The sequence below is a fragment of the Streptomyces sp. NBC_00984 genome, assembly GCF_045162475.1.
Lineage (GTDB): Bacteria > Actinomycetota > Actinomycetes > Streptomycetales > Streptomycetaceae > Streptomyces.
In genome coordinates this window covers 6,884,256-6,910,509 of the sequence record NZ_CP108734.1, presented here as the reverse complement: position 1 = coordinate 6,910,509, position 26,254 = coordinate 6,884,256, and the positions used below count along the sequence as shown (strand labels likewise).

General features: G+C 71.3%; 23 protein-coding genes and 1 pseudogene. 10 read left to right on the top strand and 14 right to left on the bottom strand.

The annotated features are described in order from the left end of the window. Positions 1–37 precede the first annotated feature (37 nt). The 7 genes from OG520_RS30890 to OG520_RS30860 form a co-directional block, all read right to left on the bottom strand. Entirely contained in the window at positions 38–757 is a 720-nt protein-coding gene (locus tag OG520_RS30890) for a DsbA family oxidoreductase (protein ID WP_406015332.1), read from the bottom strand. Positions 758–921: 164 nt separating this feature from the next. Continuing rightward, positions 922–2,490 carry a hypothetical protein gene (locus tag OG520_RS30885; protein ID WP_406015331.1) on the bottom strand — a complete coding sequence of 523 codons (1,569 nt, stop codon included), beginning with the start codon at positions 2,488–2,490 and terminating at the stop codon, positions 922–924. Positions 2,491–2,638: 148 nt separating this feature from the next. Then, on the bottom strand, positions 2,639–2,974 hold the full coding sequence (locus tag OG520_RS30880) for a hypothetical protein (RefSeq protein ID WP_399325576.1): 336 nt from the start codon (positions 2,972–2,974) through the stop codon (positions 2,639–2,641). 652 nt (positions 2,975–3,626) lie between these two features. Further along, complete coding sequence (locus OG520_RS30875) at positions 3,627–4,202, bottom strand: XRE family transcriptional regulator (protein ID WP_399326757.1); 576 nt, start codon at positions 4,200–4,202, stop codon at positions 3,627–3,629. 882 nt (positions 4,203–5,084) lie between these two features. Continuing rightward, on the bottom strand, positions 5,085–5,600 hold the full coding sequence (locus tag OG520_RS30870; protein ID WP_406015330.1) for a hypothetical protein: 516 nt from the start codon (positions 5,598–5,600) through the stop codon (positions 5,085–5,087). Continuing rightward, a complete protein-coding gene (locus tag OG520_RS30865; RefSeq protein ID WP_406015329.1) occupies positions 5,600–6,211 on the bottom strand; it encodes a DUF1349 domain-containing protein in 612 nt (203 codons plus the stop codon). Before OG520_RS30865 ends, OG520_RS30870 begins: the two co-directional genes overlap by 1 nt. Beyond that, positions 6,208–7,728 carry an aldehyde dehydrogenase (NADP(+)) gene (locus OG520_RS30860; RefSeq protein WP_406015328.1) on the bottom strand — a complete coding sequence of 507 codons (1,521 nt, stop codon included), beginning with the start codon at positions 7,726–7,728 and terminating at the stop codon, positions 6,208–6,210. Before OG520_RS30860 ends, OG520_RS30865 begins: the two co-directional genes overlap by 4 nt. A 170-nt stretch (positions 7,729–7,898) precedes the next feature. Between OG520_RS30860 and OG520_RS30855 the strand changes: the two genes are divergently transcribed. From OG520_RS30855 to OG520_RS30835, 5 genes and pseudogenes are all read left to right on the top strand, one after another. Beyond that, on the top strand, positions 7,899–8,669 hold the full coding sequence (locus OG520_RS30855; RefSeq protein ID WP_399325584.1) for an IclR family transcriptional regulator: 771 nt from the start codon (positions 7,899–7,901) through the stop codon (positions 8,667–8,669). Between the two features lie 2 nt (positions 8,670–8,671). Beyond that, positions 8,672–9,145: a GNAT family N-acetyltransferase gene (locus tag OG520_RS30850; protein WP_399325585.1), complete on the top strand. Its 474-nt coding sequence runs from the start codon at positions 8,672–8,674 to the stop codon at positions 9,143–9,145. An 11-nt stretch (positions 9,146–9,156) separates the two neighbouring features. Then, a pseudogene (locus OG520_RS30845) lies at positions 9,157–9,548 on the top strand (response regulator transcription factor); the annotation flags it as partial. A 64-nt stretch (positions 9,549–9,612) separates the two neighbouring features. Beyond that, positions 9,613–11,064, top strand: coding sequence for a peptidoglycan D,D-transpeptidase FtsI family protein (locus OG520_RS30840; protein WP_406015327.1), 1,452 nt, complete (start codon positions 9,613–9,615; stop codon positions 11,062–11,064). Between the two features lie 226 nt (positions 11,065–11,290). Next, on the top strand, positions 11,291–12,523 hold the full coding sequence (locus tag OG520_RS30835) for an MFS transporter (protein WP_406016607.1): 1,233 nt from the start codon (positions 11,291–11,293) through the stop codon (positions 12,521–12,523). Here OG520_RS30835 and OG520_RS30830 read toward each other — a convergent pair. Continuing rightward, positions 12,506–13,684 (bottom strand): hypothetical protein, encoded by a 1,179-nt coding sequence (locus OG520_RS30830; RefSeq protein WP_406015326.1) that lies wholly within the window; start codon positions 13,682–13,684, stop codon positions 12,506–12,508. The two genes, OG520_RS30835 and OG520_RS30830, sit on opposite strands and share 18 nt — an antisense overlap. Beyond that, complete coding sequence (locus tag OG520_RS30825; protein WP_399325591.1) at positions 13,681–14,640, bottom strand: 5-dehydro-4-deoxyglucarate dehydratase; 960 nt, start codon at positions 14,638–14,640, stop codon at positions 13,681–13,683. The genes OG520_RS30830 and OG520_RS30825 overlap by 4 nt, the downstream gene beginning before the upstream one ends. A gap of 342 nt (positions 14,641–14,982) precedes the next feature. Here OG520_RS30825 and OG520_RS30820 point away from each other — a divergent pair, with 342 nt between their 5' ends. Then, entirely contained in the window at positions 14,983–15,792 is an 810-nt protein-coding gene (locus OG520_RS30820; protein WP_406015325.1) for an NAD-dependent epimerase/dehydratase family protein, read from the top strand. A gap of 217 nt (positions 15,793–16,009) precedes the next feature. Beyond that, entirely contained in the window at positions 16,010–17,227 is a 1,218-nt protein-coding gene (locus OG520_RS30815; protein WP_266421008.1) for a TerD family protein, read from the top strand. 146 nt (positions 17,228–17,373) lie between these two features. Here the strand turns inward: OG520_RS30815 and OG520_RS30810 are convergent, their stop codons facing one another. The 3 genes from OG520_RS30810 to OG520_RS30800 all read right to left on the bottom strand — a co-directional run bounded on the left by OG520_RS30810 (position 17,374) and on the right by OG520_RS30800 (position 20,996). After that, positions 17,374–17,604 (bottom strand): hypothetical protein, encoded by a 231-nt coding sequence (locus OG520_RS30810; protein WP_037711258.1) that lies wholly within the window; start codon positions 17,602–17,604, stop codon positions 17,374–17,376. 259 nt (positions 17,605–17,863) lie between these two features. After that, positions 17,864–19,342 (bottom strand): alkaline phosphatase PhoX, encoded by a 1,479-nt coding sequence (locus OG520_RS30805; RefSeq protein WP_406015324.1) that lies wholly within the window; start codon positions 19,340–19,342, stop codon positions 17,864–17,866. A 190-nt stretch (positions 19,343–19,532) separates the two neighbouring features. Continuing rightward, positions 19,533–20,996 carry a hypothetical protein gene (locus OG520_RS30800; RefSeq protein ID WP_406015323.1) on the bottom strand — a complete coding sequence of 488 codons (1,464 nt, stop codon included), beginning with the start codon at positions 20,994–20,996 and terminating at the stop codon, positions 19,533–19,535. Positions 20,997–21,213: 217 nt separating this feature from the next. On the opposite strand from OG520_RS30800, the gene OG520_RS30795 reads away from it, so the two are divergent. Further along, a complete protein-coding gene (locus OG520_RS30795) occupies positions 21,214–23,073 on the top strand; it encodes an endonuclease/exonuclease/phosphatase family protein (protein ID WP_406015322.1) in 1,860 nt (619 codons plus the stop codon). A gap of 8 nt (positions 23,074–23,081) precedes the next feature. Here the strand turns inward: OG520_RS30795 and OG520_RS30790 are convergent, their stop codons facing one another. Continuing rightward, positions 23,082–23,795, bottom strand: a complete 714-nt coding sequence (locus OG520_RS30790; protein ID WP_406015321.1) for an antibiotic biosynthesis monooxygenase — start codon at positions 23,793–23,795, stop codon at positions 23,082–23,084. 136 nt (positions 23,796–23,931) lie between these two features. Between OG520_RS30790 and OG520_RS30785 the strand changes: the two genes are divergently transcribed. Both OG520_RS30785 and OG520_RS30780 read left to right on the top strand, forming a co-directional pair. Next, positions 23,932–25,065, top strand: coding sequence for a lipid II:glycine glycyltransferase FemX (locus tag OG520_RS30785; RefSeq protein WP_406015320.1), 1,134 nt, complete (start codon positions 23,932–23,934; stop codon positions 25,063–25,065). Between the two features lie 31 nt (positions 25,066–25,096). Further along, positions 25,097–25,540, top strand: a complete 444-nt coding sequence (locus OG520_RS30780; RefSeq protein ID WP_406015319.1) for a GNAT family N-acetyltransferase — start codon at positions 25,097–25,099, stop codon at positions 25,538–25,540. Between the two features lie 21 nt (positions 25,541–25,561). On the opposite strand, the gene OG520_RS30775 is transcribed toward OG520_RS30780, so the two are convergent. Further along, positions 25,562–26,224, bottom strand: coding sequence for a DUF4232 domain-containing protein (locus OG520_RS30775; RefSeq protein WP_406016606.1), 663 nt, complete (start codon positions 26,222–26,224; stop codon positions 25,562–25,564). Positions 26,225–26,254 lie beyond the last annotated feature (30 nt).

Below are 26,254 nucleotides of genomic sequence, written 5' to 3'. Positions count from 1 at the left end.
CCCAAGCGCTGCTTGTGCATGCCGCCGGGGACGGGCCTCAGGCGTTGCCGCCGGCCTGCGGAACCTCGCAGGCGCCGTCGGCGTCGCACGCCGCGGCGTCCCCGCCGATCGCGGTGAGCGGACGGTCCTTCCACGCCTGCTCCAGCGCCTGGGCGAAGACCTCCGCGGGCTGGCCGCCGGAGATCCCGTAGCGCCGGTCGAGCACGAAGAACGGCACCGCGTTGGCACCCAGCTCGGACGCCTCCCGCTCATCGGCCCGCACCTCGGCCGCGTAGGCCTCCGGGTCGGCGAGCACGGCGCGCGCCTCGTCGGCGTCGAGCCCGGCCTCGACGGCCAGCTCGACCAGCACGTCGCCGTCGTAGACGGACCGCTCCTCGGCGAAGTTCGCCCGGTAGGCGAGGCTCAGCAGCTCGTCCTGGCGCCCGCGCGCCTTGGCCAGGTGGAGCAGCCGGTGGATGTCGAAGGTGTTGCCGTGGTCACGGCCCTCGGTGAGGTAGCCGAGCCCTTCGGCCTGCGCGTTGGCCGCGACATTCGCCTCCATGGCCTGCGCCTCTTCACGGGTGCGCCCGTACTTCTGCGCCAGCATGTCGATCACCTGCGCGGTGTCCCCCTTGGCGTGACCGGGGTCGAGCTCGAAGGACCGGTGCACGACCTCGACCTGGTCGCGGTGGGCGAACCCGGCCAGGCCCTTCTCGAAGCGGGCCTTCCCGATGTAGCACCAGGGGCAGGCGATGTCGCTCCAGATCTCGACGCGCATGTCTCTTCTTCTCTCCGTGTCCTCGTACGTACAGCTCAAGTGGTGGCGGAGCCACCCTCCGCTCCCGTGCACAACGCGGGAGCGGACTTCCTCATTCCCCGACCACGCGCGGCAGCTCTGGGGTGAGGCCGAGGCAGCGCTGTGCGAAGCGCAGGCGCCCTGCGCTACGCGCACGACGTCGGGCGCTTGTCGGCCGGGACGATACGGAGCTTGCTCATCGGCATCTTGAGCGCCTGCTCCTTGCCCGCGTCCCACAGCACCACGGTGCCGCCCGCGTCGCCGACCTTGAGGTACGGCCGGGTGGGAACGAATTCGCCACCGTCGACCGGGATCGCCTCCACCTTCCCGATGGGGTGAGCACACACCCACTCGGGGGCGATGCCGAAGTACGGGTCGGGAGTGCGCCCGGATTTCGCCACGGCAACGGCGTCGCGGCCTGCCGCGCCTGCCGGTTCCAGCCCGCGGCCCCACACACCCGTCAGGAAGAGCGCGGCCGAGAGGCCGAGCAGGAACGCGTACCCTGCCCATCGTTCCCGCACCAGCCAGTGCAGATGCAGCATGTATCCGAGTCCGGCCAGCGCGACGAGCCACAGGTTCATCACGGCCATGAACTTGACCGAGGCGATGAACTGCCAGACATTCGGCACATCGACATCCTCGACATTGAGATCGAACGCGTCCAGGTAGGAGGCATGCAGGCCGACTCCGATCGACGGGACGAAACCGAGGACGATCGGCAGGATCGCCGGAATCAGCCAGGGAGCCACGGCCCGCCAGCTCCACTGGCGGACGAGGAGACGAATCCCATTGAAGACAATGAAACCGGCCATGAGGTAGGCAAGGCCGCGCGACGTGCTCCCGACCTCCGGCTGCGCACGTACCATGTTCATTCCGAGGCCAACCCCGACTGCCCCGAGGACGCCGGCTCCGACGAATGCCTCGGCCTCCGATGCCTGCGGAAAGCCCCTACGGATCACAGCGGCCCCGGCGGGAACCAAGCAGAGCGCGAGCAGCCCGAATCCGCCCCAGGAGACGAACCCGCCTCCCCCCAGGTCGGCCATCCGTGCGCCTGACCAACACCAGACCACCACGAGCACGAATAGCCAGCTGAGTTGTTGCCGTGAGCGGCGCCGTGTCCCGCCGCCCGCCGGTATTGACCAAGTCGCACCGCCGGACCTCCGCGCGGCAACCCGCCGCGGCTGAGGCGGGATTCCGGGCAACGGCCGGGAAGCATGGTTCTGCGCGGCCGACGACGACGTAGCGGTGATCAACCGGCCGGTGTCACGAAGTCCGAGGGTTCCCGCACACCACGTGTTCCAGCGCTCCGTCCAACGCACCCTCCGAGGCAACGGGACCGTATGTGGATGCGTCACCGGCCGGGCGTACGCGTACCACTGCGGCCGGTCGACCGGGTCCCGGACCACACGGTCGGCCACTTCGACATTGAGATCCAGCTGCAGCTCGTCGGAAATGAGCTCGATCCGCTCGCGCGCGCCCCTGACCGCGTTGATCCGGCTCCCGGGAAATCGCGCTTCGATCGTGTACCAGAACCTGCGGTCAGTGACGACACTCGCCGTACTGCCACGCTTCTCCAGCACCGGCCACCCTCGGTCTGCCAGCGCCTCCTCGAACAGATCGCACTCAGTCCGCGTCCCCCGCAGCTCGACCAGAGCAACCGCCCGCTGGTCGAACCTTGACATCTTGGGCACCGGCCGCCCCTCCTCCTGTCGCACGACACGACAGAACCCCTGCCGCAGGTCAGAGCAGAAAATCACGCCCCCGAAAGCACCATCAACCGGATTCGCCCGCGAGCCCGGCCGCCGGGTCGACGCCGCTCTCCCCGGCGTCAGGCGTCAGGCGTCAGGCGTCAGGCGTCAGGCGTCAGGCGAAGCTGAGGATCAGTGACGCCATCATGAGCTGGGCCACGCCGTGCAGGCCCAGCAGCCAGCCGCGCACGGAGGCGAAGGGCAGCAGTTTCCTCGGCCAGGCCACCGCCAGGATGCCGAGTAGGAGTGCGGCGAAGAAACAGCCGGGGATCGAGCCGTCTGGCACGTCGGCGCAATTCACGCCGTAGGTCACACAGCCGGAAGCCCGGGTTGTGGTCAGTGTGAGGAGGCCTGAGCCGACGAACACCGGCACCAGCATGGCGAGGGCGAACCAGGAGGCCCTGCGGATACCGCGGTCCGCGTGCTCTGCGGGGGTGGAAGTGATGTCCATGCGGATCACTCAACCCTCCGGCGTGGCCAAAGGATTGAGCACGGGTACTCGGTTCCACCACGCGCCCATGCTCATTCGTTCGATGGCACGACAGAGGCCGGAGACGCTTCAGTTTCCGTTCCGCAGGCCGCTCAGGCCGTCGTAGGTAACGCGATCCGGCCGAAGGACGCCCCGCACCCCTCGCCCGTGGGGTGACTGGACCAGGAAGCCGGCCGACGCGTCGGCCGCGCGTTCCGGCTCACCGAGAGCGAAGACTTCCATTCCTGGCTGCGAGGCTCCGTCGGCGAGTGCAGGGGAAGCGGGCCGCATGTCCATCAAGCCCCCGGCAGCATCCCCGAGTGCCCGGACCGGACCAGATCGATGGACGCACCACAGCGTGAGGTTGGCAGTGCGGCGGGTGCACTGTCCGACCTACGCGTATTGGACGTCACCCGGTGAACGTACACGACGCGACGAACGCACTGCTTGCGGCGGTGGCCAGTGCCATCAGAGAGCAAGCAACTTCGGCATGCACTCAACGGTTAAGTGCAGTCCCAGATAGCGAAGTTCAAAAGCCGGCGTGGGCGGGGTCATCTTCTTTTAACGCCCAATTTCCCCGTCAGGCACGACCATTAGGGGCTATGTACCCCATCGCGTCAGCCGTTCTTTAGGTTTACCGGTGAATCGCGCGCCCCCACAGCTCTTCGGCATGTTCTGTGAACCGGTCGAACATGCCACCTTCGCCGTGTCGGCGCAGATGCAGCAGCGGCGAATCATGGCCCACCAGACGCGCCAAGTGAGGGGTCACCAGGGCTTCGTCATCGAAGCGGAACACCGACAGGCTCACGTGATTAATGGCGTCCAGCGGGGCGGAGAAGCGCGCTTCGATGTTGCCCGGTGAGCCAAGCCGGTCAAGATGCTCCAGCGTGATGCGTACGCGCGTTGAAACCGAAAGCGCCACGTCTTCGATCTCTTCGCGCTGTCGGGTCACCTCCCCGTACGGGTCTCCTACGAGGAACCGCACGCGACATCCCGATTCGGCCTTGCGTCGGACGGTCTCAGCAAAGTGCGGGACCTGCGTCCAGAAGAAATAGTTTGTGTAGCCGGCGAGGAACAGCTCTTCGCCAGCCGATTCAACCAACTCTGTCCAGGTGGTGGACGGGCACGCGGACCGATAGGGATAGCTGTGGATCAGCTCCCTGTCATTTCCGGTCTTGACTCTTTCCTGCACCGCTTTCGGCCACAACATGTCTTCGTCAACTCCCAGTGCCCGGCAGGCGTCCGCTCGGTTCCTCGCGTGGGGTGTCAGCTCCTGGTTGCCGAGCCATCGCTCCACCTGTTTGGACGATACCCCCACCCGGTATGCGAGTTGACGCGGGGTGAGTCCGGCGTCATCCATGGCGGATTTGAGCGCGGTATTCAATCTGTCAACCCCCTTGCGCTGCCCTTTTGGGCCTTCTCCGAGCCTAGCGGCCAACGCCCCAACTGTCCCCGCTGTGCTCAGGAAAACGTCCGTGCAGGTGGGCGACCATCAGCGCATGACCGAACCAAGGCGATATCCCGACAACCAGCCGGTCCAACTCCCGCTGGGGGAACAGATGGTGGATCCCACACCTGTTGAGGGTTGCGCGGGGTGCACTGAACTGGCGAGGGTCCGCGAATGGGCCCGCGCGGGGCATGACCAGACGACCGTGACCGACTGCAACGTCCTGATGCGACGGCACCCGAAAGGCCACTGATGAGCACCCGCGCTGTGTTCCGGCACATACCCCACACGATCACGCACGCACCGGAAGGCGGTGCCTCAGCGGAGCTCTTCTGCACGACGCTCGGCTGTGGTGAGTCCTCCAGCCCTCAAGGAAATCCCAACGATGCGCAGAAGTGGGCGCTGCGGCACACGGGCCTGAACCCGGATCACACGCTCTTCCGGCGCGAGTACGTAGACCATGCCCGCGTGACCCGTGCCGGACAGATTCCGGCCCGTTGAGCGGCGGCGGGCGGCGCAGCTCAGCGTGTCGACCGCCCCGCCTGTGACTCTCCCTGCCGGTCATGGGCGGGGCTTCCTGCTGGCCCGGCGTAGTCTCTGGTCGGAGTCTCGCCGGAACCTCTGGCTCCGCATTCCCCGTCGTCACTATTCCCCGTCGTCGAGCTCGACGATCGGCCGGTCGGCGACCACGGCAACCAGGATCATCGGCGCGTCGCCGTCGCACTGGTTGAGGGAGACCGCGGCCCACCGGCCGTCCACCGGCCCCCACACCCTCAGATCCCCGAGACAGTCCGTGTCGCACAGCGCCCGGTACAGCGGCGGCAGGGGCTCACCCGCGAGGTCACGAAAGATCGGCACCCGCATGCCCACGTCACGGTGCGCGCCCCACCGGCGGTCCAGCTCGCCCACGAGCTCGGCGAGATGACCCGCTGCGGCCTCCTCGGCCTCCTCCCACTCGCGTTCGTACACACCCACGAGGTCTCCGCTCTCCCAGAGCGGCACGATCCGGAAGCCCTCGCCGGCGGTCGCGGTCCACTCCCCGGTGTCCGGCTCCCCCTCGTCGGCCGTCGGGCCCGTGGCGGGTACGGGACCGGCGAGCAGCGCCTCGATGTCGGACACCGCGCGGCCGGTCCCGAAGGTCTCCCCGCTCCGGGCGGTCATCAGCTCCCGTCCCGCAGATCCGCCAACCCCGTCGCGCGGAACGCGATCCGGTCGAAGGATGCCTCGCAGCCCTCGCCCGTCGGCGACTGGACCAGGAAGCCGATCGACGCCTCGGCGACGCGCTCCGGGGTGCCGAGGGCGAAGACGCGGACGAAGGTCCATTTCTCGCCGTCGGCGGAGGCGTGGAAGGCGAACGCGTTGCCCGTGCGGCTGAGGCGCAGCCAGCAGCTGTCGCCGTCCACGACGAAGGAGTTGACGTCGTCGGAGTGGCCGCGGGTGACGACCGTGCAGACGGTGGGGCGGTCCGGGGAGAGCTCCAGGCAGATCTTGGCCCACTCCCGTTCCCCGACGTGCAGGTAGAGCACCCCGGCGTCGAAGGCCGCCGCGAAGCCGACCTTCACCCGGGCGAGCAGCTGGAAGTCGCCCCGGGGCGCGGGGCCGAGCAGGCGGGGTGCGTCGCTCGCGGAGTCGAGGGCTTCGCCGCCCGGCGGTACGAAGCGGTCCTGGTGGGCGCCGGCGCGGCCGGTCAGGGTGCCGTTCTCGTACGTCCAGTTGCCGCCGGGGCCGAACGGGCTGAGCTCGAAGGGGAGTTCGGGAAGTCGCGGGGTCATGCGCGTCGGCCGTCCACCCGGCGGGGAAGGTCGAGGGGGTTGTCCTCGCGGAGCTCCGGCGGGAGCAGGGCCTCGGGGGTCGTCTGGTAGGTGACCGGGCGCAGCCAGCGTTCGATCGCGGTGGCGCCGACCGAGGTGGAGGTGGAGGTGGCGGCCGGGTAGGGGCCGCCGTGGTGCTGGGCGGGGGCGACGGCGACGCCGGTCGGCCAGCCGTTGACGAGGACCCGGCCGGCCAGCGGGGTGAGGGCCGCGAGGAGTCCGGGGGCGTCGGTGTCGGCACCGTCCGTGGCGGTCTGGAGGGTGGCGGTGAGGTTGCCGGGGAGGCGGGAGAGCACGGCGATGATCTCGTCGTGGGACGTGTAGCGGGCGACGACGGTGACGGGGCCGAAGCACTCCTCCAGGAGTTCGTCGTGCGGGCCCTCGGTGGCGAGGAGCTGCGCCGGTACGGTGAGGAAGCCGGCCGAGACGGTGTGGTCGCCGCCCGCGCCGGGGGTGACCGGGGCATCCACGCCGGGGAGTTCGGCCCGGGTCCGTACGCCCGCGACGAAGGCGTCGCGCATCCGGTGGTCGAGCAGGACCGCCGCCTCGGTGTCGCTGACCGCGTCGGTGAGGGACTTCAGCAGCCGGTCGCCCGTCTCGCCCGCCGGGGCCAGGACGAAGCCGGGCTTGGTGCAGAACTGGCCCGCGCCCATGGTCATCGAGCCCGCGAGCCCGGCGCCGATCTCCTCGGCCCGCTCGGCGGCGGCGGCCCCGGTGACGACGACGGGGTTGAGGGAGCCCAGTTCGCCGTGGAAGGGGATGGGGCGGGGGCGGGCCGCCGCGGCGTCGAACAGGGCGCGTCCGCCCCGGACCGAGCCGGTGAACCCGGCGGCGGCGACGAGCGGGTGCCGGATCAGCTCGATGCCCGCGTCGAAGCCGTGGACCAGGGTCAGCACGTCCTCGGGAAGGCCGGCCTTCGCCGCCGCCCTGCGCAGCAGGGAGGCGCACAGTTCGGAGGTGGCGGGGTGGTCGGGGTGCGCCTTGACGACGACGGGGCAGCCGGCCGCCAGCGCGCTCGCGGTGTCGCCGCCGGGGACGGAGAAGGCGAGCGGGAAGTTGCTGGCCGCGTAGACGGCGACGACACCGAGCGGGACCTTGTAGCGGCGCAGGTCGGGCCAGGGCGGGGTCCGGGTGGCGTCCGCGTGGTCGATGTGGATGTCGAGGAAGGCACCTTCGTCGACGACCTCCGCGAAGGCCCGCAACTGGGCGGCGGTGCGCGCGAGTTCACCGGTCAGCCGGGCCGGTCCGAGCGCGGTCTCCGCGTCGGCGGCCTCGATGACGTGCTCCCCGGCCTCGGCGAGCAGATCGGCCGCGGTGCGCAGGAAGGCGGCGCGCACGGTGCGGTCGGCGAGCGATTCACGTACCGCGTGTGCGGCCCGGACCGCACGGTCGACCTCCTCCGCTGTAGCCTCCACCGCAACCTGCTCACGCGGGTTCCCGGTGCGGGGGTCGACGCTCCAGACTGGTGCTGCTGCCACCGTGATTCCTTCCGCTCACTGCCACACATCAGAAGTTGTTCGGTATTCTGAACATTGTTCCTGATCGTGAATATGAAGCGACTCTATTTCCGGGCGTTCCGTGTTGGCAAGAAGTCGCCGGTTCAAGAAGTCTCAGGGTTTCGCAAGTGGGCTGGAAGGGGCGTAGGGCGATGTCGGTTGCCGAATCCGGTGGGGCACAGGTCAAGTCCGCCGTACGGACGGTGGAGCTGCTCGAATACTTCGCGGGGCGGCCCGGCATGCACTCGCTCGCCGCGGTGCAGGAGGCCGTCGGCTATCCCAAGTCCAGTCTCTACATGCTGCTGCGCACGCTGGTGGAGCTGGGCTGGGTGGAGACCGACGCGACGGGCACGCGGTACGGGATCGGCGTACGGGCCCTGCTCGTCGGCACCTCGTACATCGACGGCGACGAGGTCGTCGCGGCGGCCCGGCCGACCCTGGACCGGCTCTCCGACGACACCACGGAGACCATCCACCTGGCACGTCTCGACGGGACGAACGTGGTGTACCTCGCCACCCGCCAGTCCCAGCACTATCTGCGCCCCTTCACCCGCGTCGGCCGCCGGCTGCCCGCCCACTCCACCTCGCTCGGCAAGGCGCTGCTGGCCACCCACAGCGACGAGCAGGTCCGCAAGCTGCTCCCCGAGACGCTGCCCGCGCTGACCGAGCACACCATCACCGACCGCGAGAAGCTCATCGAGGAGCTGCACCTCATCCGCGAACAGGGGTACGCGGTGGACCGCGAGGAGAACACCCTCGGACTGCGCTGCTTCGGCGTCGCCGTCCCGTACCGCACCCCCGCCCGCGACGCCATCAGCTGCTCGGTGCCGGTCGCCCGGCTCACGCCCGCGCACGAACAGATGGTGAAGGACGCGCTGTTCGACGCCCGGGACCGGATGACGCTCGCCACCCGGAGGCTCTGACCGTGCGGATCGCCCTGCGCAAGGTGCACGACAGCGATCTGCCGCTGTTCTTCGCGTTCATGTCCGACCCGGAGTCGGTCAGGACGGCCGCCTTCACCAGCGAGGACCCCACCGACCGGCCGGCCTTCGACGCCCACTGGCGGCGCATCCTGGCCGACGGCTCCGTGGTGATGCGCACGGTGGTCGCGGACGGCGCGGTGGTCGGCAACGCCGGGGTGTACGGGCCCCCGGGCGACCGCCAGGTCACCTACTGGATCGACCGGGCGCAGTGGGGCCGCGGGCTCGCCACGGCCGCACTGTCGGCGCTGCTCGACGCCGTACCGGAACGCCCGCTGCACGCACGGGCCGCGGCCGACAACACCGGCTCGCGCCGGGTGCTGGAGAAGTGCGGATTCGCCGTCACCGGCAAGGACCACGGGTACGCGCACGCCCGCGGCGAGGAGACCGACGAGCTGCTGTTCACGCTGCCGGGATGACCGGACGGCGGTCCGTGGTGCGGGAACTGCGCCCCGACGTGGTGCTGATGGACGTACGGATGCCGGAGACCGACGGCATCCGGGCCACCGAGCAGATCCCCGGCACGCTCGACGCGCCCCCGAGGATCGTCGTCGTCACCACCTGGCCGAGTACCGGAAACGGGCGCCCGACCCGCCGCGGTGGGCGTCCCGGCTCACCTACCGGGAGGCGGAGGTGCTGCGGCTGAGGGCGGCGGGGCTGACCGACGCGGAGATCGCCGGGCGGCTCTCCGTGGGGCCCGCAACGGCGAAGACGCATGTGGCGGCGGTGCTCGCGAAGGCCGGTGCGCGGGATCGCACCCAGGCGGTGACAGCGGCGTACGAGTGGGGTTTCATCGCCCCCGGGCGACCCGGCCCGCCATGAGAAACCGGTGAGAATCGCCGCATTCGGGAACGGTGCGCGGCGCCCCGCTCGTCCCTCGGGCGGGATGAACAGAACGATCAGGCACGTTTCGGTCTTCTGCCTGCTGCTGGTCCTCGCCCTGCTGGGGCGGGCGACCTGGGTGCAGGCGTACCAGGCACAGGCGCTCGCAGACGACGACCACAACCGGCGGAACATCATCGCGCAGTACGCGCAGCCGCTCGGCGACATCATCGTGGCCGGAAACCCGGTCACCGGATCGAAGGGGACGGTGGGCAGCGACCTCGCGTACAAGCGCACATACACCCAGGGGGAGCTCTACTCGGCCGTCACCGGCTACAGCTCGCAGGCATACGGCGCCACGCAGCTCGAAGGGATCTACAGCCATGTACTGGACGGCACCGACGACCGGCTGAAGAACCCGATGGACGCGTTGACGCGCAAGCAGGCGGCCCCGGGCAACGTCCTGACGACGATCGACCCGGACGTGCAGAAGGCCGCGTACGAGGCGCTCGGCGACGACAAGGGGGCGGCGGTCGCGATCGACCCGAAGACCGGCCGGATCCTGGGCATGGTCTCGACCCCCTCGTACGACCCGTCGGCGATCAGCGGGACGATGGACGGCGAGGCCTGGCAGAAGCTGCTCGACGACGAGGACAAGCCGATGGTCAACCGCGCGCTGCGGCAGCCGCTGGCGCCCGGCTCCACGTTCAAGCTGGTGGTGGCGGCCGCGGCACTGGAGGACGGGCTGTACGGCTCGGTCGACGAGCGCACGGACAGCCCCAATCCGTACACGCTGCCCGGCACCAGCACCGTCCTGCGGAACGAGAGCGCGTCGGCGCCCTGCGAGAACGCCACGCTGCGCACCGCGCTCCAGTACTCCTGCAACAACGTCTTCGCGAAGGCCGCCGTCGACCTCGGCCAGGACAAGGTCAGGGCGATGGCGGAGAAATTCGGCTTCAACACCGACAAGCTCGATGTGCCGGTACGGGCGTCCACGAGCGTCTACCCGTCCGGCATGGACAGGCCGCAGACGGCGCTCACGGGCATCGGCCAGTTCGAGGTCACCGCGACGCCGTTGCAGATGGCCATGGTCTCGGCGGCCCTCGCCAACGGCGGCGAACTGGCCGCGCCGCACATGGTGTCCGCGGTGACCGACTCCAAGGGCGGCACGCTTCAGGAATTCGCGGACGGCGACACCGAGCGGGTGGTCTCGCAGTCCACCGCCGAGCAGCTGCGCAGCGCCATGGTGACCGTCGTCGAACAGGGCACCGGCACCAACGCCCGGATCGCCGGGGCCGAGGTGGGTGGGAAGACGGGCACCGCGCAGAACGGCGTGGGCAACAGCAAGACCCCGTACGCCTGGTTCACCTCGTACGCGAAGGACGCGTCCAGTGGCAAGGAGGTCGCGGTCGCCGTGGTCGTCGAGGACTCGGGCGCGGCGCGCTCGGAGGTCAGCGGCAACGGTCTGGCGGCGCCGATCGCCCAGAAGATGATGAAGGCGGCACTGGCGGACTGAGAGGGCGGCGGGAGCCGTACGCCGGATCCGGCGCGGGCGCGTGGCCCCGGGCCCGCACCCGCGCCGGACCTGTTCACGGACGTCCGGCATGTGCCCTACCCCCCGCGCGGGGCCGACTCCTCGCGCCGGGTGCGGAATAGGGCATCCTCCCGATGCCGCCGGGGCACCTCGGTCAGCAGCCTGGACCCATGACGAAGGCGCTGGTCGGGAGGGTGCGGTGGGTACGGTGACGGGGTCGGCGACGGCGCGGGTGCTGCGCGACCGTACGGCCGGACTGTTTCTGGTGGTGGTGGTCGTCTCGGGTTTCGGGACCTCCGCGATGTGGCTCGCGGCCGGGGTCTGGGTCAAGTCCCTCACCGGGTCGGACAGTCTGGCGGCGCTCGCCGTGTTCGCCATGTGGCTGCCGGTGCTGGTCGGGCCGGCGCTCGGGACGATCGCCGACCGGATCCCGGCGAAGCCGCTCCTCGTCGGGTCGAATCTCGTCATGGCGGGGCTGCTCACCTCGCTGACGACGGTCGATTCGGCGGGCCGGATCTGGATCCTCTTCGTCGTGCTCGTCCTGTACGGCGCGAGTTTCGTCCTGATGGGCGCGGCCGAGTCGGCGCTGATCGCCGGGGCCGTCGACACCCGGCTGCTGGGTGATTTCAACGGGCTGCGGATGATGGCGAGCGAGGGCATGAAGCTGCTGGCGCCGCTGGCCGGTGCCGGGCTGTACGCGCGGTTCGGGGGCGGGGCCGTGGCGCTGCTGGACGCGGCGTCGTTCGCGCTGGCGGCCGGGGTCTGCATGCTGCTGCCGGCCCGGGAGCCCGCCGAGGCCGCGCCGGCCGGCCGGCGGGGCGAACTCACCGCGGGCATACGGCAGGTGTGGGGTTCGCCGGTGCTGCGGCCGCTCGTGCTGGCGGGCTCGGTGACGATGCTGTGCGCGGGGCTCAACGGGGCCGCGGTCTACGCCGTCATCGACACCGTTCTGGGCCACTCCCCCACGTACGCGGGTGTGCTGTACGCGGTGCAGGGCGCCGGGTCCGTCGTGGTCGGGCTGCTGGCCGGTCCACTGCTGCGGCGGCTTCCGGAGCGGGTGTTCACGGCGGCCGGGATCGCGCTGTTCGCGGTGGCGGTGGGGGTGCGGGCACTGCCGTACGACGCGGTGGCGCTGGTGGCGAGCGCGGCCGTCGGGGCCGGGCTGCCGTGTGTGCTGATCGCCGCGATGACGGCGGTGCAGCGGGAGACCCCGGAGGCCGTGCTGGGCCGCACCGCCGCGACCGCCAACACGATGATGATGGTGCCGAACGCGGTGGCACTGGCACTCGGCGCGGGCCTGATCGCGCTGGTGGACATCCGGGTGCTGCTGCCGCTGGCCGGCGCGGCGGGACTGCTGACCGCGACCCTGCTGGTGACGGGCCGGCGGGGGAGGCTGACGGACGCCCCCACCGGCCCGCCTCCTTCATCGGCGGAGGCGTGAAAGCGCTCCGGCGACGGCCCGGAGGTCGGGGTCGGATGCCAGCCCGGCGTGGTACAGCCGCAGTTGGTCCGCGCCGAGCGACGCGGCGTGCGCGGCGTCCCGCTCCAGCGTGGCGGGGCTGCCGCCCATCCCCGTGACCACGGAGAAGTTGGCCGCGAGCACCCCGTCGCGCCCGGCGAACGGGCCGAGTACGGCCTCGCGCGCCACGTCGCCGCCGGTGCAGGGCAGCACCACGCCGTCCGCCACGGACAGGATGTGCTCCGGGTCGACACCGACGTTCGCACCGGTGCGATGGGGTGCGGGGTCGGCGTGCAGCAGCACCTGGAACCCCGGCTCCGCCGCCGCCCGCACGGCGGCGACCGCGGACTCCTGGAGCGTACGGGCGGCCCTGCCGCGCCACTGGAGGGTGGCGGCGGCGAGGTCGGCGCCGAGGAGCTTCCCGATGCCCGCCCGGCCGGCCTCCGGGGAGCCGGAGCCGGCCCAGACAGGTTCCAGCGCCGCGCGTACGGCCGCGGCCAGCCCGTCGGCGTCCAGGCCGTGTTCGGCATAGCCGGTCCGGCAGTCGGAGCAGAAGCAGAGCGACATCAGGTACTGCGCCGCGTCCCCGAGCCCGACACCCGCGATCTTGTCGTGGGCGTGCAGATGCGCGAAGCCGTACCAGCCGCAGGACTCCAGTTCGGTGCCGCGCGCACCGGCGCGCACCGCCGCCTCCGCCGCCAGTGCGACCAGGTACTCGCGGACCGCGGGCCGGGCGATGCACGGGGCCCAGGGGTACCGGTCGCCGTAGGCGTTGACCACGGAGGTGTCCGGATGTTCGGCGCCCAGCCGGGAGTTGTGGGCCAGGACCACCCAGGTGTGGATCTCCAGACCGGCGCCGGTGAGCGCCTCGGCGGCCTCGGCGAACGGATCGTCCGAGGCCACCCAGGACTGCGCGTGGGGACGCAGTTCGCGCCCCGCCCACCGGGCGGGGTCCGGCGGGTAGAGCACCGCGGCGTGCTCGGCGGTGACGATGCGGCGGGCGGGGTGACGCGGGGTCAGCGCCCGGGTGGAGTGGTAGGCGGCGGCGAGCGTCACCTGCTGGACACCCAGGTCCGCGACGCGGGCGGCCGCGTCCGGGTCGCCGATGACGTCCCAGGGGTAGAGGAAGGCCGAGGTCTTCACCCGCGCCGCTCCTGCCCGTACTTCTCCAGCAGGGCCCGGCCGCGCGCGATGATCGCGGCGAGCTCCTCGACGTGGACGGCGGGCGGCTCGGTGAGCGGGGTGCGGACCTCGCCGACGTCCAGGCCGCCCAGCCGGACTCCCGCCTTGACGAGCGAGACGGCGTAGCCGCGGCCCTTGGCGCGCAGTTCGACGAGCGGGCGGTAGAAGTGGTCGAGCAGGGCGCCCGTCAGTTCGTCGTCGCCGGAGTCCATCGCCCGGTAGAAGGCGAGCGCGATGTCGGGCGCGAAGGCGAAGACGGCGGAGGAGTAGAGCGTGACGCCGATGCCGCGGTAGGCCGGGCCGGTGAGTTCGGCAGTGGGCAGCCCGTTGAAGTACAGGAAGTCCCGGCCCGGCAGTTCGGTGCGGACGGCACTGACGATGCGCTGCATCAGGTCGAGGTCGCCGTAGCCGTCCTTGAGACCGATGACGCCGGGCGTCCCGGCCAGTGCGACGACGGTCTCGGGGGTGAAGACGGCGTTGTCGCGCTGGTAGACGATCGTCTCCAGGGAGGTGGCCGCGGCGAGCGCGGCGTAGTGGCCCAGCAGCCCTTCCTGGTCGGCGACGACGAGATACGGGGGCATGGCGAGGAGCCCGTCCGCGCCCGCTTCCTCGGCGAGCTTCGCGTACTGGATCGCGAGCGCCGTGCCGTATCCGGCCCCCGCGACGACGGGCACCTCTCCGGCGGTCTCCTCGACGGCCGCGGCGACGACACGGCGGAACTCCTCCGGCGTGAGCGCGTGGAACTCACCGGTGCCGCAGCAGGCGAAGACCGCCGCCGCGCCGGCGTCGACACCGGCCCGCACATGCGCGCGGAAGGCATCGAGGTCGACGGCGCCGTCCGGTCCGTACGCGGTGACGGGGAAGAAGAGCGGCCCGGCGACACGGCCGAGTCGGGCGGCAAGAGGGGCTGAGGTCACTGGCGCTCCCTGAGCGGGTTCAGGCGTGCACAATTCTGATCGGTGTCCATATTCATGAACACCTTCACGCTAAGGCAGCCGTCCGGCGCAGGTCAAGGAGGGGAACGCGCGAGACAGCCGACCCCGAAGGCGGAGTTGAGGCGGAGTCACCGGCTCCGGGCGAGCGGCACCCACCCCTGGGCCGCCCACTTGACTCCGTACGCCAGGACTTCTTAGCTTGTCCACGCATATGAATGTCGTCCATGGATTTGATGTCCCGCGGGCAGGTGTCGCAGGTACCGCAGGGGCCGTGCCGCGCGCCCAGGCCGCGCGTGGGCACCTACGTACCGAGGAGATCCGCGTATGCCCGCTCCCCGCACCGTCCTGCTCACCGGCGCCGCCGGCGGCCTCGGCACCCTGATGCGCGGGCTCCTGCCCGCGTACGGCTACACGCTCCGCCTCTTCGACGTCGTCCCCGTCGAGGGCGAGCCGGACGCGATCACCGCCGATCTCGGCGACCGGGAGGCGCTGCGCGAGGCCGTGCGGGGTGTCGACGCGATCATCCACCTCGCGGGCATCTCCCTGGAAGCCTCTTTCGACAAGATTCTCCGGGCGAACATCGAGGGCACGTACAACCTCTACGAGGCAGCGCGTGACGAGGGCGTGCGGCGCATCGTGTTCGCCTCCTCCAACCATGTCGTCGGCTACACCCCCCGGCCGCTGCCCGGCGACCCGCTGATCCCCATCGGCGCCCCGCGCCGCCCCGACACCTTCTACGGCCTGTCCAAGTCGTTCGGGGAGGACCTCGCCCAGCTGTACTGGGACCGGCACGGCATGGAGACCGTCTCGGTGCGCATCGGCTCCTGCTTCCCCGAGCCGACATCGGTACGGATGCTCTCGGTCTGGATGAGCCCCGCGGACGGCGCCCGGCTCTTCCACGCCGCCCTCACCGCCGAGGACGTGCGACACACCGTCGTCCACGGCTCGTCCGACAACACCCGGCTGTGGTGGGACCTGACGACGGCCCGCTCCCTGGGATACGAGCCGCGGGACGACTCGGAGCCGTACGCGGCCCGGCTCATCGCCGAACAGGGCGAACTGGACCCGGACAACCCCGACCACGCCCACCTCGGCGGCCACTTCTGCACCAACCCGCCGATCTGGCCGCGCTGACGACGGCCCGGGGCCGCGGAGATCCGCGGGTCCGGGGAAATCCGCGCGTCCAGGGCGTACGGGCGGGCCGCCTCGCACGGCCGAGGATCCACGAAGATCCACGGAGGTCGGCCGAAGAGCCGCCAAGGCCCGCGAAGGCACGCGAAGGCACGCGAAGGCACGCGAAGGCCGGCGAAGGTAAGGGAACGGCAAAGCGAAGTCGTTCGTTACCCCGAGCATGACCGCTATGACCCCCGGCTCGAACATCCCTCTCTCCGCGGCCCGCGTGGCAGTGGACGTCTCCGCACCGGTGCGGCTCGACGTTTCGGGCCTGCTGCTCACCGTCGACGGCAAGGTGCGCTCCGACGACGACTTCATCTTCTACAACCAGCCCAACGGCCCCGGCGTGACCTACCGCTCCGGCGGCGGCACCGCGCCGGACGCGATCGTGGTGGACACCGCCGCGGTCCCGCCCGGCATCGAGAAGATCGTCGTCACGGCGAGCCCGGACGCGGCGGGCCAGACCTTCCAGGGCATCGAGCCCACCGCGACGGTGCGCAACGCCGACGACGGCAGCGTGCTCGCCACGTTCACCCCGCCCCGGCTGGGTGCCGAGACGGCGCTCGTGGTCATCGAGGTCTACCTCCGCAACGGCGCCTGGAAGGCCCGCGCGGTCGGCCAGGGCTATGCGAACGGACTGGCCGGTATCGCCACGGACTTCGGCGTCTCGGTCGAGGAGGAGCCCGCCGCCGCGCCGGCCCCCGCGCCCGTGGCGCCCCCGGTGCCCGCCGCCGCCCCGGTGGACCCCCGGATCGCCGCGCCCCCGGTCCCCGCCGCCCCGCCGGCTCCGCCCGCCGCCCCGCCCGCGCCCGCCGGCGGCAAGATCAACCTCGACAAGGGCCGGGTCAGCCTCCAGAAGAACCAGACGGTCTCCCTGGTCAAGGGCGGCCGACCGCTGCTCTCCCAGGTCAAGATGGGCCTCGGCTGGGAGCCCGCGTTCCGGGGCAAGGACATCGACCTCGACGCCTCCGTGATCGCCTACGGCCCCAACCGGAACCACCTGGACAGCTGCTACTTCGGCAAGCTCTCCATCCTGAACGGCGCGATCAAGCACTCCGGCGACAACCTCACGGGCGAGGGCGCGGGTGACGACGAGGTGATCGTCGTGGACCTGGGCCGGATCCCGGCGGAGGCGACCGGCCTGGTCTTCACGGTCAACTCGTTCACCGGCCAGAAGTTCACCGAGGTCGCCAAGGCCTACTGCCGACTGGTCGACGCGGCCACCGGCGAGGAGCTGGTCCGCTTCGACCTGACCGGCGCCGAGCCGCAGACCGGCGTGATGATGGCCAAGCTGATCAAGCAGTTCTCCGGCGAGTGGGAGATGACGGCCATGGGCGACTTCGTGAAGTCGCGCACCGTCCGCGGCATGGTGAAGCCTGCCGCCCAGGCGCTGTGAGCGGGGCGTAGACCTCCCGATACGGCTTCAGGGGCACCTGCGGGTGCAGGTGCCCCTGAAACCGGAGAGCGTGACGGGGACGCGGACGCTGCGCGTACTCGCCGCCTCTCTCCGAGCCCGGTCGGCTCTCAGAGCTTGGTCGGCTCTCAGAGCTTGGTCAGCTTGGAGTACGGGCTCAGGATCCTCCCCTGTCGCCCCGAGAAGTCGATGAGCACCGCGTCGTTGTCGCCTTCGACGGCAAGGACGCGGCCGAGACCGAACTGGTCGTGCGACACCCTGTCGCCCACATCGAACAATTCGACCGGTGGGGCCGCCTGGGCCGGGCGGTTGAAGGGACTGGACGGCAGGTGGCGCCGGGAACCGGCTGACTGTTTCATTACCTTGAGTATGCGCCCTGGGAACGCCCGACGCCATGCCCGTTCGCCCCTGGGGGCGCACTGATGCCGGATTCGTGACCCGCCGGAGGCGAGCGGTTCCGCGCCCCGGCCCGTCTCCGGCAGCGACATCAAGCGCGACGCCGCGTCCGAAAGACCCCCGAAGGTGTGGCGCATCCCGCCCCCCGCCGGGGCGTGTCCGGCCGCCGCCGCCGGCCCCCGGCGCGGGCTCCCGCGCCGGGGGCACCCGTACGAGCTGCCGCTACTTCTGCGGCTGGCGCTTCCACGGGCCGGTGATGGCGAGCATGATGCCCGGCGTCTGGATGTTGGCGTACAGCGTCCGGCCGTCGGGCGAGAACGTGACACCGGTGAACTCGCTGTACTCCGGCTCCGCCTCGCTGCCGATGTTCAGCTCGTTGCGCGCGATGGGGTAGGTCCGGCCGCTCCCGGTCGCCCCGAAGAGGTGCTGGATGCCGTCGCCGTCCTCGGCGATGACCAGGCCGCCGTAGGGCGAGACGGTGATGTTGTCCGGGCCGTCGAAGGCGCCGTCCTTCGACGGGTCGGCGTTCACGCCGAGGAGCACCTTGAGCGTCAGCGTGCGGCGCTTCGGGTCGTAGAACCAGACCTGGCCGTCGTGCTGGACGGGGCTCTCGGAACGGGCGAACGAGGAGACGATGTAGGTGCCGCCGTCGCCCCACCACATGCCTTCGAGCTTGCGGGCGCGGGTGACCTCGCCGTCGGTGAACTGCTTGCGCACCGAGACGGTCCTGGCGTCACGGTCGGGCACGTCGACCCAGTCCACGCCGTACACCGTGCCGATCTTCGTGGCGCGGGACAGGTCGTCGACGAACTTGCCGCTGCTGTCGAAGCACTTGGTGGCCTGGAGGACACCGGCGTCGTCGGCGAGCGTGCGCAGCTTGCCGCGGCCGTGCCGGAAGCCGTGCGGCGGGACCCAGCGGTAGAGCAGTCCGTTGGGACCGGAGGCGTCCTCGGTCAGGTACGCGTGGCCGCGCTTGGGGTCGATGACGACGGCCTCGTGGGCGTACCGGCCGAACGCCTTGATCGGGTGCGGGTCGCGGTTGGCGTGCCGGTCGTACGGGTCGACCTCGAAGACATAGCCGTGGTCCTTGAGCAGGCCGTTCTTGCCGGCCTTGTCCTCGGTCTCCTCGCAGGTGAGCCAGGTGCCCCACGGGGAGGCGCCACCGGCGCAGTTGGTGGACGTACCGGCGATGCCGACCCACTCGGCGGTGCGGCCGTCGCGGCGGGTCTCCACGACGGTGCAGCCGCCGGCCGCGACCGGGTCGTAGACGAGGCCCTCGGCGAGCGGCACCGGGTGCTCCCAGCCGGCCCGGGTGCCGCTGAGCTCGTGGTTGTTGACGAGCAGGGTGACGCCGCGCGGGCCCTCGAAGGTGGCCGTGCCGTCGTGGTTGGAGGGGGTGTACTCGCCGGACTCCAGCTTGGTGACACCGCTGTGGGTGATGACCTTGTACGAGAAGCCGGCGGGGAGCGCGAGTATGCCCTCGGGGTCGGCGATCAGCGGCCCGTAGCCGGGCTCGCGGCCGTGCCCGTGACCGTGGTCGTGCCCGTGGCCGTCGTGGCCGTCGTGGCCGTGACCGTGCTTCGGGTCCCCGGCGGCCAGGGCGCCCGGGGCCGTGGCCAGCGCCGCGACGGTACCGGTCAGCGCGATGCCGGCACCGGTGAGGGCGGACTGTCTGGTGAATTCCCTGCGAGTGAAAGACATCACGTACTCCTGGGGCGACTGGCGGGTTGTTGGCGCGCCCACAGTCGCGCCCCCGTGCCAACACCAGTTGAACTGCGGGCGACGCCGAGGGGCATCCTTCCTGTGCACTTGGCCGGAATGAATGCCCTGAAGTCGCCGTTCGCCGTCGACCGACCCGTTCGCGCCGCCCGCGTCATGCCTGGCCGGGAGGTCAGGACCCCTTGCGCGACCGGGCCTTGAACGCCGCCTTGCGGGCCTCCTTGGCCTTCTTCTTGTCGCTGTGCAGCCGGCCCATCGCTTCGAGGACGTCCGCGGTCGCCGGGTGCTCCACCCGCCAGGCCTCGTCGAAGAAGCCGCTGTGCTGACCCGCCAGGCCCTCGACCAGGCCCTGGAGTTCGTCCAGATCGCCGTCGGCCTCCAGCTGGGCCGCGATCGTGTCGATGGCGAGCCAGAAGATCATCGATTCCGGCGGTGCGGGTACACCGGCCGCGCCCAGCTCCGCGAGCCAGACCCGGGCGAGGCCGCCCAGCTCGGGGTCCTCCAGCACCGCGCGCACCGCGGGCTCCGCCTCCGCGCCGACCAGGGCGAGCGCCTGCTGGCAGTGCAGCCTGCGCAGGGGTGCCTGCTGGTCCGTTCCGCGTGCCGCCGAGAGGAGTTCGGCCGCCGCACCGTCCGCACCGCCGCGCCGGGCGAGCCACAGCTCGACCTCACTGCCGGCCGCCGCCTCGGGGTAGTACGCGATGCCACCGAGCAGTGCGTCGGCGCCCTTGTCCGCCAGGTCGCCGATGGCCGGGGCGTCCACCCCGGCCTCCAGCATCCGGGTCCGCAGGCCGTACAGACCGAGGGGGGTGAGCTTCACCATCCCGTACCGGGTGACGTCCTCGTCGTCGGCCGGCGGGGTGGCCTCCTCGCCCTCCTCGACCAGCAACGCCTCGTCCACCGGGCGGTATTCGACGATCCCGATGGGTTCGAGGACCCGGAACTGGTCGTCGAGGCGCATCATCGCCTCGGACACCAGCTCCAGGACGTCGTCGGTGGGTTCGCCCATGTCGTCGGGCACGATCACCGAGGCGGCGAGAGCGGGCAGCGGCACGGGAACGGGGTCCGTGCCACCGTGGCCGTCGCCGACGGTGAGCAGATACAGATTGCCGAGGACCCCGTCGAGGAATTCCGCCTCGACCTCCGGGTCCCAGTCCAGGGACTCGAAGTCGATCGAGCCGTCCTCGCCGACGAGTTCGGCGAGGTCGTCGAAGACGGGCGCGGTGGCGTCGGCGTGGACGGCCTCCAGGCCGTCGAGCCAGATCGACAGGACGTCCTTCGGCGAACCTCCGGTGACGAGCGCCAGGTTCTCACCGGCGGTCGCGGTCCCCTCCGCGTCCGGCCCGGCGTCCTCGTCGGGGTCCTCGACGTCGATGAGCCCCGCGTCGACCGCGAGCCGCCACGCCTCGCTCGCCTCCGCCGCACCGTCCTCGTCGGCCGCCAGGCCGAGGTGCTCGGCCGCCGCGGGCAGTTGGGCGTCGACGAGCTCGCCGCCGGCGCCGACCCGGGTCCCGTCGCCCGCCCAGCGGGCGAGCCGGACGGCGCGGGCGAGCAGCGGTGCGGCGAGCGCGTCCCGTGCCAGCTCGGCCTCGGTGTGCAGCCGTACGGGCGGCAGGGTGGGGCGCTCTGCGGACATCAGGTGATTCTCCTCGGGGCGTGCCGGGCGTACGGATCGGGCGTACTGGGCGTACGGGTCGGGCGACCCAAGCGTAGACGCATTTCGCCCCATGCCGCCCGGTTCATGCAACGGACAACAGCAGTCCACCCGGGAGACCTTGACAACGGCCTTGCGCACACAAGAGATTGACGCGCGTAGACCTCCACTCAGACCCTCGATACCCCCGGAGTTCGTGATGCCTGCCGCATCGTCCAGAACGACCGCCGTCTCCGCCGTAGTCACCGCCGCGCTCGCCGCCGGTCTGCTCACCGGCGCCGCCACCACTCCCGCGTCCGCCTCCACCACCCCCGACCGGACCGTGGACGGCCAGGTCCGGATCCACGACATCCAGGGCTCCACCCGGATATCCCCGCTCGTCGGCCGGCAGGTCGGTGAGGTGCCGGGCATCGTCACCGGGGTGCGGACGTACGGCTCGAAGGGCTTCTGGTTCCAGGACCTGAACCCCGACGCCGACCCCGCCACCAGCGAGGGCGTCTTCGTCTACACCGGCTCCGCGCCCACCGTCGCGGTCGGTGACGCGGTCACCGTCTCCGGCACGGTCACCGAGTACGTCCCGGGCGGCCTCGACTCGGGCAACCAGTCGCTCACCCAGATCAGCAAGCCCACCGTCGCCGTGGTGTCCTCCGGCAACGCCCTGCCCGAGCCGGTGCGGGTCTCGGAGCGCTCGGTCCCCTCCCGGTACGCCCCGGAGGGTGATCCCGCCGCGGGCGGCTCCGTCAACGCGCTGACCCTGCGGCCGTCCCGCTACGCCCTCGACTACTACGAGTCGATCGAAGGCATGAACATCCGCGTCGGCACCTCGCGGGTGGTCGGCGCCACCGACGCGCACGCCGAGCTGTGGGTGACGGTGAAGCCGCGCGAGAACGACGCCCGCCGCGGCGGCACCGTCTACGGCTCGTACGACTCGCAGAACACCGGACGGCTGCAGATCCAGTCCCTGGTGCCGCTCGCCGAGCAGCCCTTCCCCAAGGCCGACGTGGGCGACGTGCTGTCCGGTACGACCGAGGGCCCGCTCGACTTCAACCAGTACGGCGGCTACACGCTGACCGCCCGCACCATGGGCACGGTCACCGCCAAGGGCCTGCGGCGGGAGGTCACCCGCAAGCAGCGCGGTGGCGAGCTGGCCGTGGCGACGTACAACGTCGAGAACCTCGACCCGACCGACCCGCAGGAGAAGTTCGACGCGCTCGCCGCCGCGGTCGTCGACAACCTCGCCTCGCCCGACATCGTGGCGCTGGAGGAGATCCAGGACAACAACGGCGCGAAGAGCGACGGCACGGTCGCCGCCGACCTGACGGTGAAGAAGTTCACCGACGCGATCGTGGCGGCGGGCGGCCCGGCGTACGAGTGGCGCTCCATCGACCCGCAGGACAAGAAGGACGGCGGCGAGCCCGGCGGCAACATCCGCCAGGTGTTCCTCTTCAACCCGGAGCGGGTCTCGTTCACCGACCGGGCCGGCGGCGACGCGACGACGGCGGCCGATGTCGTACGGGAGCGGGGCCGCGCCGCCCTGACCTTCTCCCCCGGCCGCATCGACCCGGCGAACGCGGCGTGGGAGAACAGCCGCAAGCCGCTCGTCGGCGAGTTCGGCTTCCGCGGCCGTCCGGTCTTCGTCGTCGCCAACCACTTCGCGTCCAAGGGCGGCGACGAGTCCATCTTCTCGGAGCACCAGCCGCCGTCCCGTTCCTCGGAGGTCCAGCGGCACACGCAGGGCCAGGCGGTCAACACCTTCGTCAAGAAGCTGCTGAGCGTCCAGAAGAACGCGGACGTCCTGGTCGTCGGCGACATCAACGACTTCGAGTTCTCCGGCACGGCCAAGGCGCTGACGGCCGGGGGCGTGCTGTACCCGGCGATCAAGTCCCTGCCGCGCTCGGAGCGTTACAGCTACGTCTACCAGGGCAACAGCCAGGTCCTCGACCAGATCCTGACCAGCCCGTCGATCCACGACTACCACTACGACAGCGTGCACATCAACGCCGAGTTCGCCGACCAGAACAGCGACCACGACCCGCAGGTGCTCCGCTTCCGCCCGTAGCGGCGGCCCTACGCGCCCGCCCCCGGCCGGATGCTGAGGGCGGGCGTGTACCGGTGCACCCCGCCGCCGGTCACCCCCGGGTACGACCGCACCCGCTCCCACTGCGGCGTGACCGACCCGATCCCGGCACCGGGCGCGGCCAGGGCGTCGATGTGGGCCTCGGCGCTCTCCCATTCGGCGTAGTTGAGCACGCGCGTCCCGTCGGTGCTCACATGGAAGTGCCCGGAGATGCCGCCGGGGGCGTGCGCCGGGTCGGTCCCCAGCGCCTCGAACACGGTGTCCACCCAGTCCCGTTGCCGCGCCTTGTCCGCACCCTCGAACTCGACGTCGACGATCACGACGCAGCCCGGCTCCCGCCCGTCGCCCTCACCCAGGGACACGGAACGGTAGAGCTCCAGGGTGTGCAGTCCGAGCCGCCGGGTGCCCGGCACCGCGGCGTCGATGTCCGCGTTGCGCTCGTCCCTGCCGTGCCGGAAGAAGTCCTGGTATGCCTGCTCACCACTCCACTGGCTGTAGTGGAACAGGGTCTTCCCGTCCTCACCGGCATGGACGGTGTACGAAAGAAGTCCCGGATGGGGCCAGTCCCGGCCGTCCCACGCCTCACGAATGGCCCCGATCGTCCGCCGCATGCGCTCCGGGGTGCCGACATCCCAGGTGCTCGCCTTGACGAGTCCGACGTCGTTTCGGGCAAGATCGGGACGGGATTGGAATCGCACGCTCATGACGGGTCCTCCTGACCGGGGCGCCCGGGTGGTGCGCCGCTGTCGGCCACCCTGGTAGGTCAAGCGCGCTTGAGGTCAACAGCACGCCCTGTCGACACCGTCAGGCCCACCGACAGCACAACGAACGGAGTACCGCATGGCACCCCATCTCAGGACGATCAGCCGCGAGGAGCATCTGGCGTTCGTCGCGAGCCGTCCGGCCGCGAGCCATATGCAGGTTCCGTCATGGGGCGATGTGAAGCCCGACTGGCGCGCGGAGAGCATCGGCTGGTTCGAGCGGGACGGTGCGGGCGGGGAACGGATCGTCGGGGCCGGGCTCGTCCTGTACCGGCCGATCCCCCGGGTGAAGCGCTATCTGGCCTATCTGCCGGAGGGCCCGGTCATCGACTGGCACGGCGCGGAGCTGGGGCAGTGGCTGGAGCCGATGCTGGCGCACCTGAAGGCACAGGGCGCCTTCTCGGTGCGCATGGGCCCGCCGGTGGTCGCCCGGCGCTGGGACGCCCGGACCGTCAAGGACGCCATCGCCGACCCGGCCTCGGGGCGCCTGCGCGACGTGCCGCCGGACGCCGAGGAGCCGCGGGCCGCCGAGGTCGTGGAGCGGCTGCGCGGGCTGGGCTGGCGGCGGGGCGAGGAGGAGAGCGAGGACGGCTTCAGCGCGGGACAGCCCCGGTACGTCTTCCAGGTGCCGTTCGCCGGGCTGTCGCTGGAGGAGATCCGGGGCAATCTGAACCAGCAGTGGCGCCGCAACATCAAGAAGGCGGAGAAGGCGGGCGTCAAGGTCGTCGAGGGCGACTACGAGGACCTCCCGGCCTTCTACGAGCTGTACCGCGAGACGGCCGAACGCGACCGCTTCATCCCTCGTCCGCTCGCCTACTTCCAGCGCATGTGGACCGTGCTGCGGGCCGAGGCCCCCGACCGGATGCGGCTCTACCTCGCCCAGCACGACGGGGAGACGCTCTCCGCGGCGACGATGCTGACCGTGGGGAACCACGTCTGGTACTCCTACGGCGCCTCGACCGGCCGCAGGCGCGAGGTCCAGCCCAGCAACGCCATCCAGTGGCGCATGATGAGCGACGCGCACGAACGGGGCGCGGCCGTCTACGACTTGCGCGGCATCACCGACACCCTGGACGAGAGCAACCATCTGGTGGGCCTGCTGCGCTTCAAGGTCGGCACGGGCGGCCGGGCCGCGGAGTACATCGGCGAGTGGGACTACCCGATCAACAAGGTGCTCCACAAGGCCTTCACCCTCTACATGGCCCGCCGCTGAGCGGCGCGGCGCCCGTGGCAGACTCGGGAACATGATCCTTCGCACCGCCACCCGGGCCGACCTGCCGGCCGTCCTCGCCCTGCTCGCCGACGAGGAGCGGGTCGTCGAACCGGCCTCGGTCGCGGTCGACGACGCGTACGAGAGGGCCTTCGCCGCCATCGAGAGCGACCCGCGCAACGAGATGCTGGTGCTGGTGGACGGTGACACCGTGCTGGGCTGCGCCCAGGCGACGTACATACCGGGGCTCGGCAGGAACGGCGAGGAGCGGGTGCTGATCGAGGCGGTACGGGTCAGGGCCGACCGGCGGGGCGGCGGGCTGGGGCGGGAGCTGATGAGGCAGGCCGTCGGCCGGGCCCGGCTGCGGGGGTGCGGGCTGATGCAGCTGACCAGCGGCAAGCCGCGCGCGGACGCGCACCGGTTCTACGAGTCGCTGGGCTTCGCCCGCAGCCACGAGGGCTTCAAGCTCGCCCTCTGACTCCGCGCCGCCGTGGTGCTGCTACGCGGGGCCGGTCCGCCACGCGGTCATGTTGAGCTCGTCGAGCAGCCGTACGTCGCTGCCCTTGAGCGGGAAGGTGCGCGCCTCCAGGCCGGGGGCCGGTGCGATCTCCAGGGCGTCGCCCTCGATGAGGTCGCCGCCGGTCGGGGTGGAGACCCAGGCCAGGAGCGAGCGCACGGTCTCTCCCGGTTTCAGCATGACCTCCTTCGGCCCGGGGTCGCTGCCCATGTAGGAGGAGCCCGGGTTCACCGGGACGGGCAGCGGGTCGCCGGCCTCGTCCAGGGCCCGGACGGACGGGTAGCCGTGGACCCGGTACGGCTTGCTGCCGCAGTTGGTGAGGGTGAGCCCGACGGCCCGGTGGCCGAGCGCCGCCTCCACCTCGCCCATGCCGACGACGACGCCGGAGGACGGGCAGCCCGCCGGGACGGTGGGTGTGGGGGCGGGCCCCTGCGCGGCCGGAGGACGGTCGGGAAGTCTGGTGGAGACGCTGGGGAACGGGGTCGGCAGCTTGTCGGCGGGGAACGGGGTCGGCAGCTTGTCGGCGTGCACTCCGCCGGGCAGCCGGGGCACGTTCGGCGTCGGTTCCGGCTCGCCCTCGCCCGCCGGTACGAGGAACCCGGCGCATCCGGAGAGCGAGAGCCCCAGCACCCCGGTCAGGAGCACCGCCGTCACCGGCCTTCGTCTCCCGTGCCC

What these genes read in the sequence shown, in the direction of transcription:
- OG520_RS30890 (WP_406015332.1), bottom strand. Translation starts at nt 757, where the DNA reads ATGCGCGTCGAGATCTGGAGCGACATCGCCTGCCCCTGGTGCTACATC.
- OG520_RS30880 (WP_399325576.1), bottom strand. Translation starts at nt 2,974, where the DNA reads ATGGACATCACTTCCACCCCCGCAGAGCACGCGGACCGCGGTATCCGC.
- OG520_RS30875 (WP_399326757.1), bottom strand. Translation starts at nt 4,202, where the DNA reads ATGTTGTGGCCGAAAGCGGTGCAGGAAAGAGTCAAGACCGGAAATGAC.
- OG520_RS30870 (WP_406015330.1), bottom strand. Translation starts at nt 5,600, where the DNA reads ATGACCGCCCGGAGCGGGGAGACCTTCGGGACCGGCCGCGCGGTGTCC.
- OG520_RS30865 (WP_406015329.1), bottom strand. Translation starts at nt 6,211, where the DNA reads ATGACCCCGCGACTTCCCGAACTCCCCTTCGAGCTCAGCCCGTTCGGC.
- OG520_RS30855 (WP_399325584.1), top strand. Translation starts at nt 7,899, where the DNA reads ATGTCGGTTGCCGAATCCGGTGGGGCACAGGTCAAGTCCGCCGTACGG.
- OG520_RS30840 (WP_406015327.1), top strand. Translation starts at nt 9,613, where the DNA reads ATGAACAGAACGATCAGGCACGTTTCGGTCTTCTGCCTGCTGCTGGTC.
- OG520_RS30820 (WP_406015325.1), top strand. Translation starts at nt 14,983, where the DNA reads ATGCCCGCTCCCCGCACCGTCCTGCTCACCGGCGCCGCCGGCGGCCTC.
- OG520_RS30815 (WP_266421008.1), top strand. Translation starts at nt 16,010, where the DNA reads ATGACCGCTATGACCCCCGGCTCGAACATCCCTCTCTCCGCGGCCCGC.
- OG520_RS30810 (WP_037711258.1), bottom strand. Translation starts at nt 17,604, where the DNA reads ATGAAACAGTCAGCCGGTTCCCGGCGCCACCTGCCGTCCAGTCCCTTC.
- OG520_RS30805 (WP_406015324.1), bottom strand. Translation starts at nt 19,342, where the DNA reads ATGTCTTTCACTCGCAGGGAATTCACCAGACAGTCCGCCCTCACCGGT.
- OG520_RS30800 (WP_406015323.1), bottom strand. Translation starts at nt 20,996, where the DNA reads ATGTCCGCAGAGCGCCCCACCCTGCCGCCCGTACGGCTGCACACCGAG.
- OG520_RS30795 (WP_406015322.1), top strand. Translation starts at nt 21,214, where the DNA reads ATGCCTGCCGCATCGTCCAGAACGACCGCCGTCTCCGCCGTAGTCACC.
- OG520_RS30790 (WP_406015321.1), bottom strand. Translation starts at nt 23,795, where the DNA reads ATGAGCGTGCGATTCCAATCCCGTCCCGATCTTGCCCGAAACGACGTC.
- OG520_RS30785 (WP_406015320.1), top strand. Translation starts at nt 23,932, where the DNA reads ATGGCACCCCATCTCAGGACGATCAGCCGCGAGGAGCATCTGGCGTTC.
- OG520_RS30780 (WP_406015319.1), top strand. Translation starts at nt 25,097, where the DNA reads ATGATCCTTCGCACCGCCACCCGGGCCGACCTGCCGGCCGTCCTCGCC.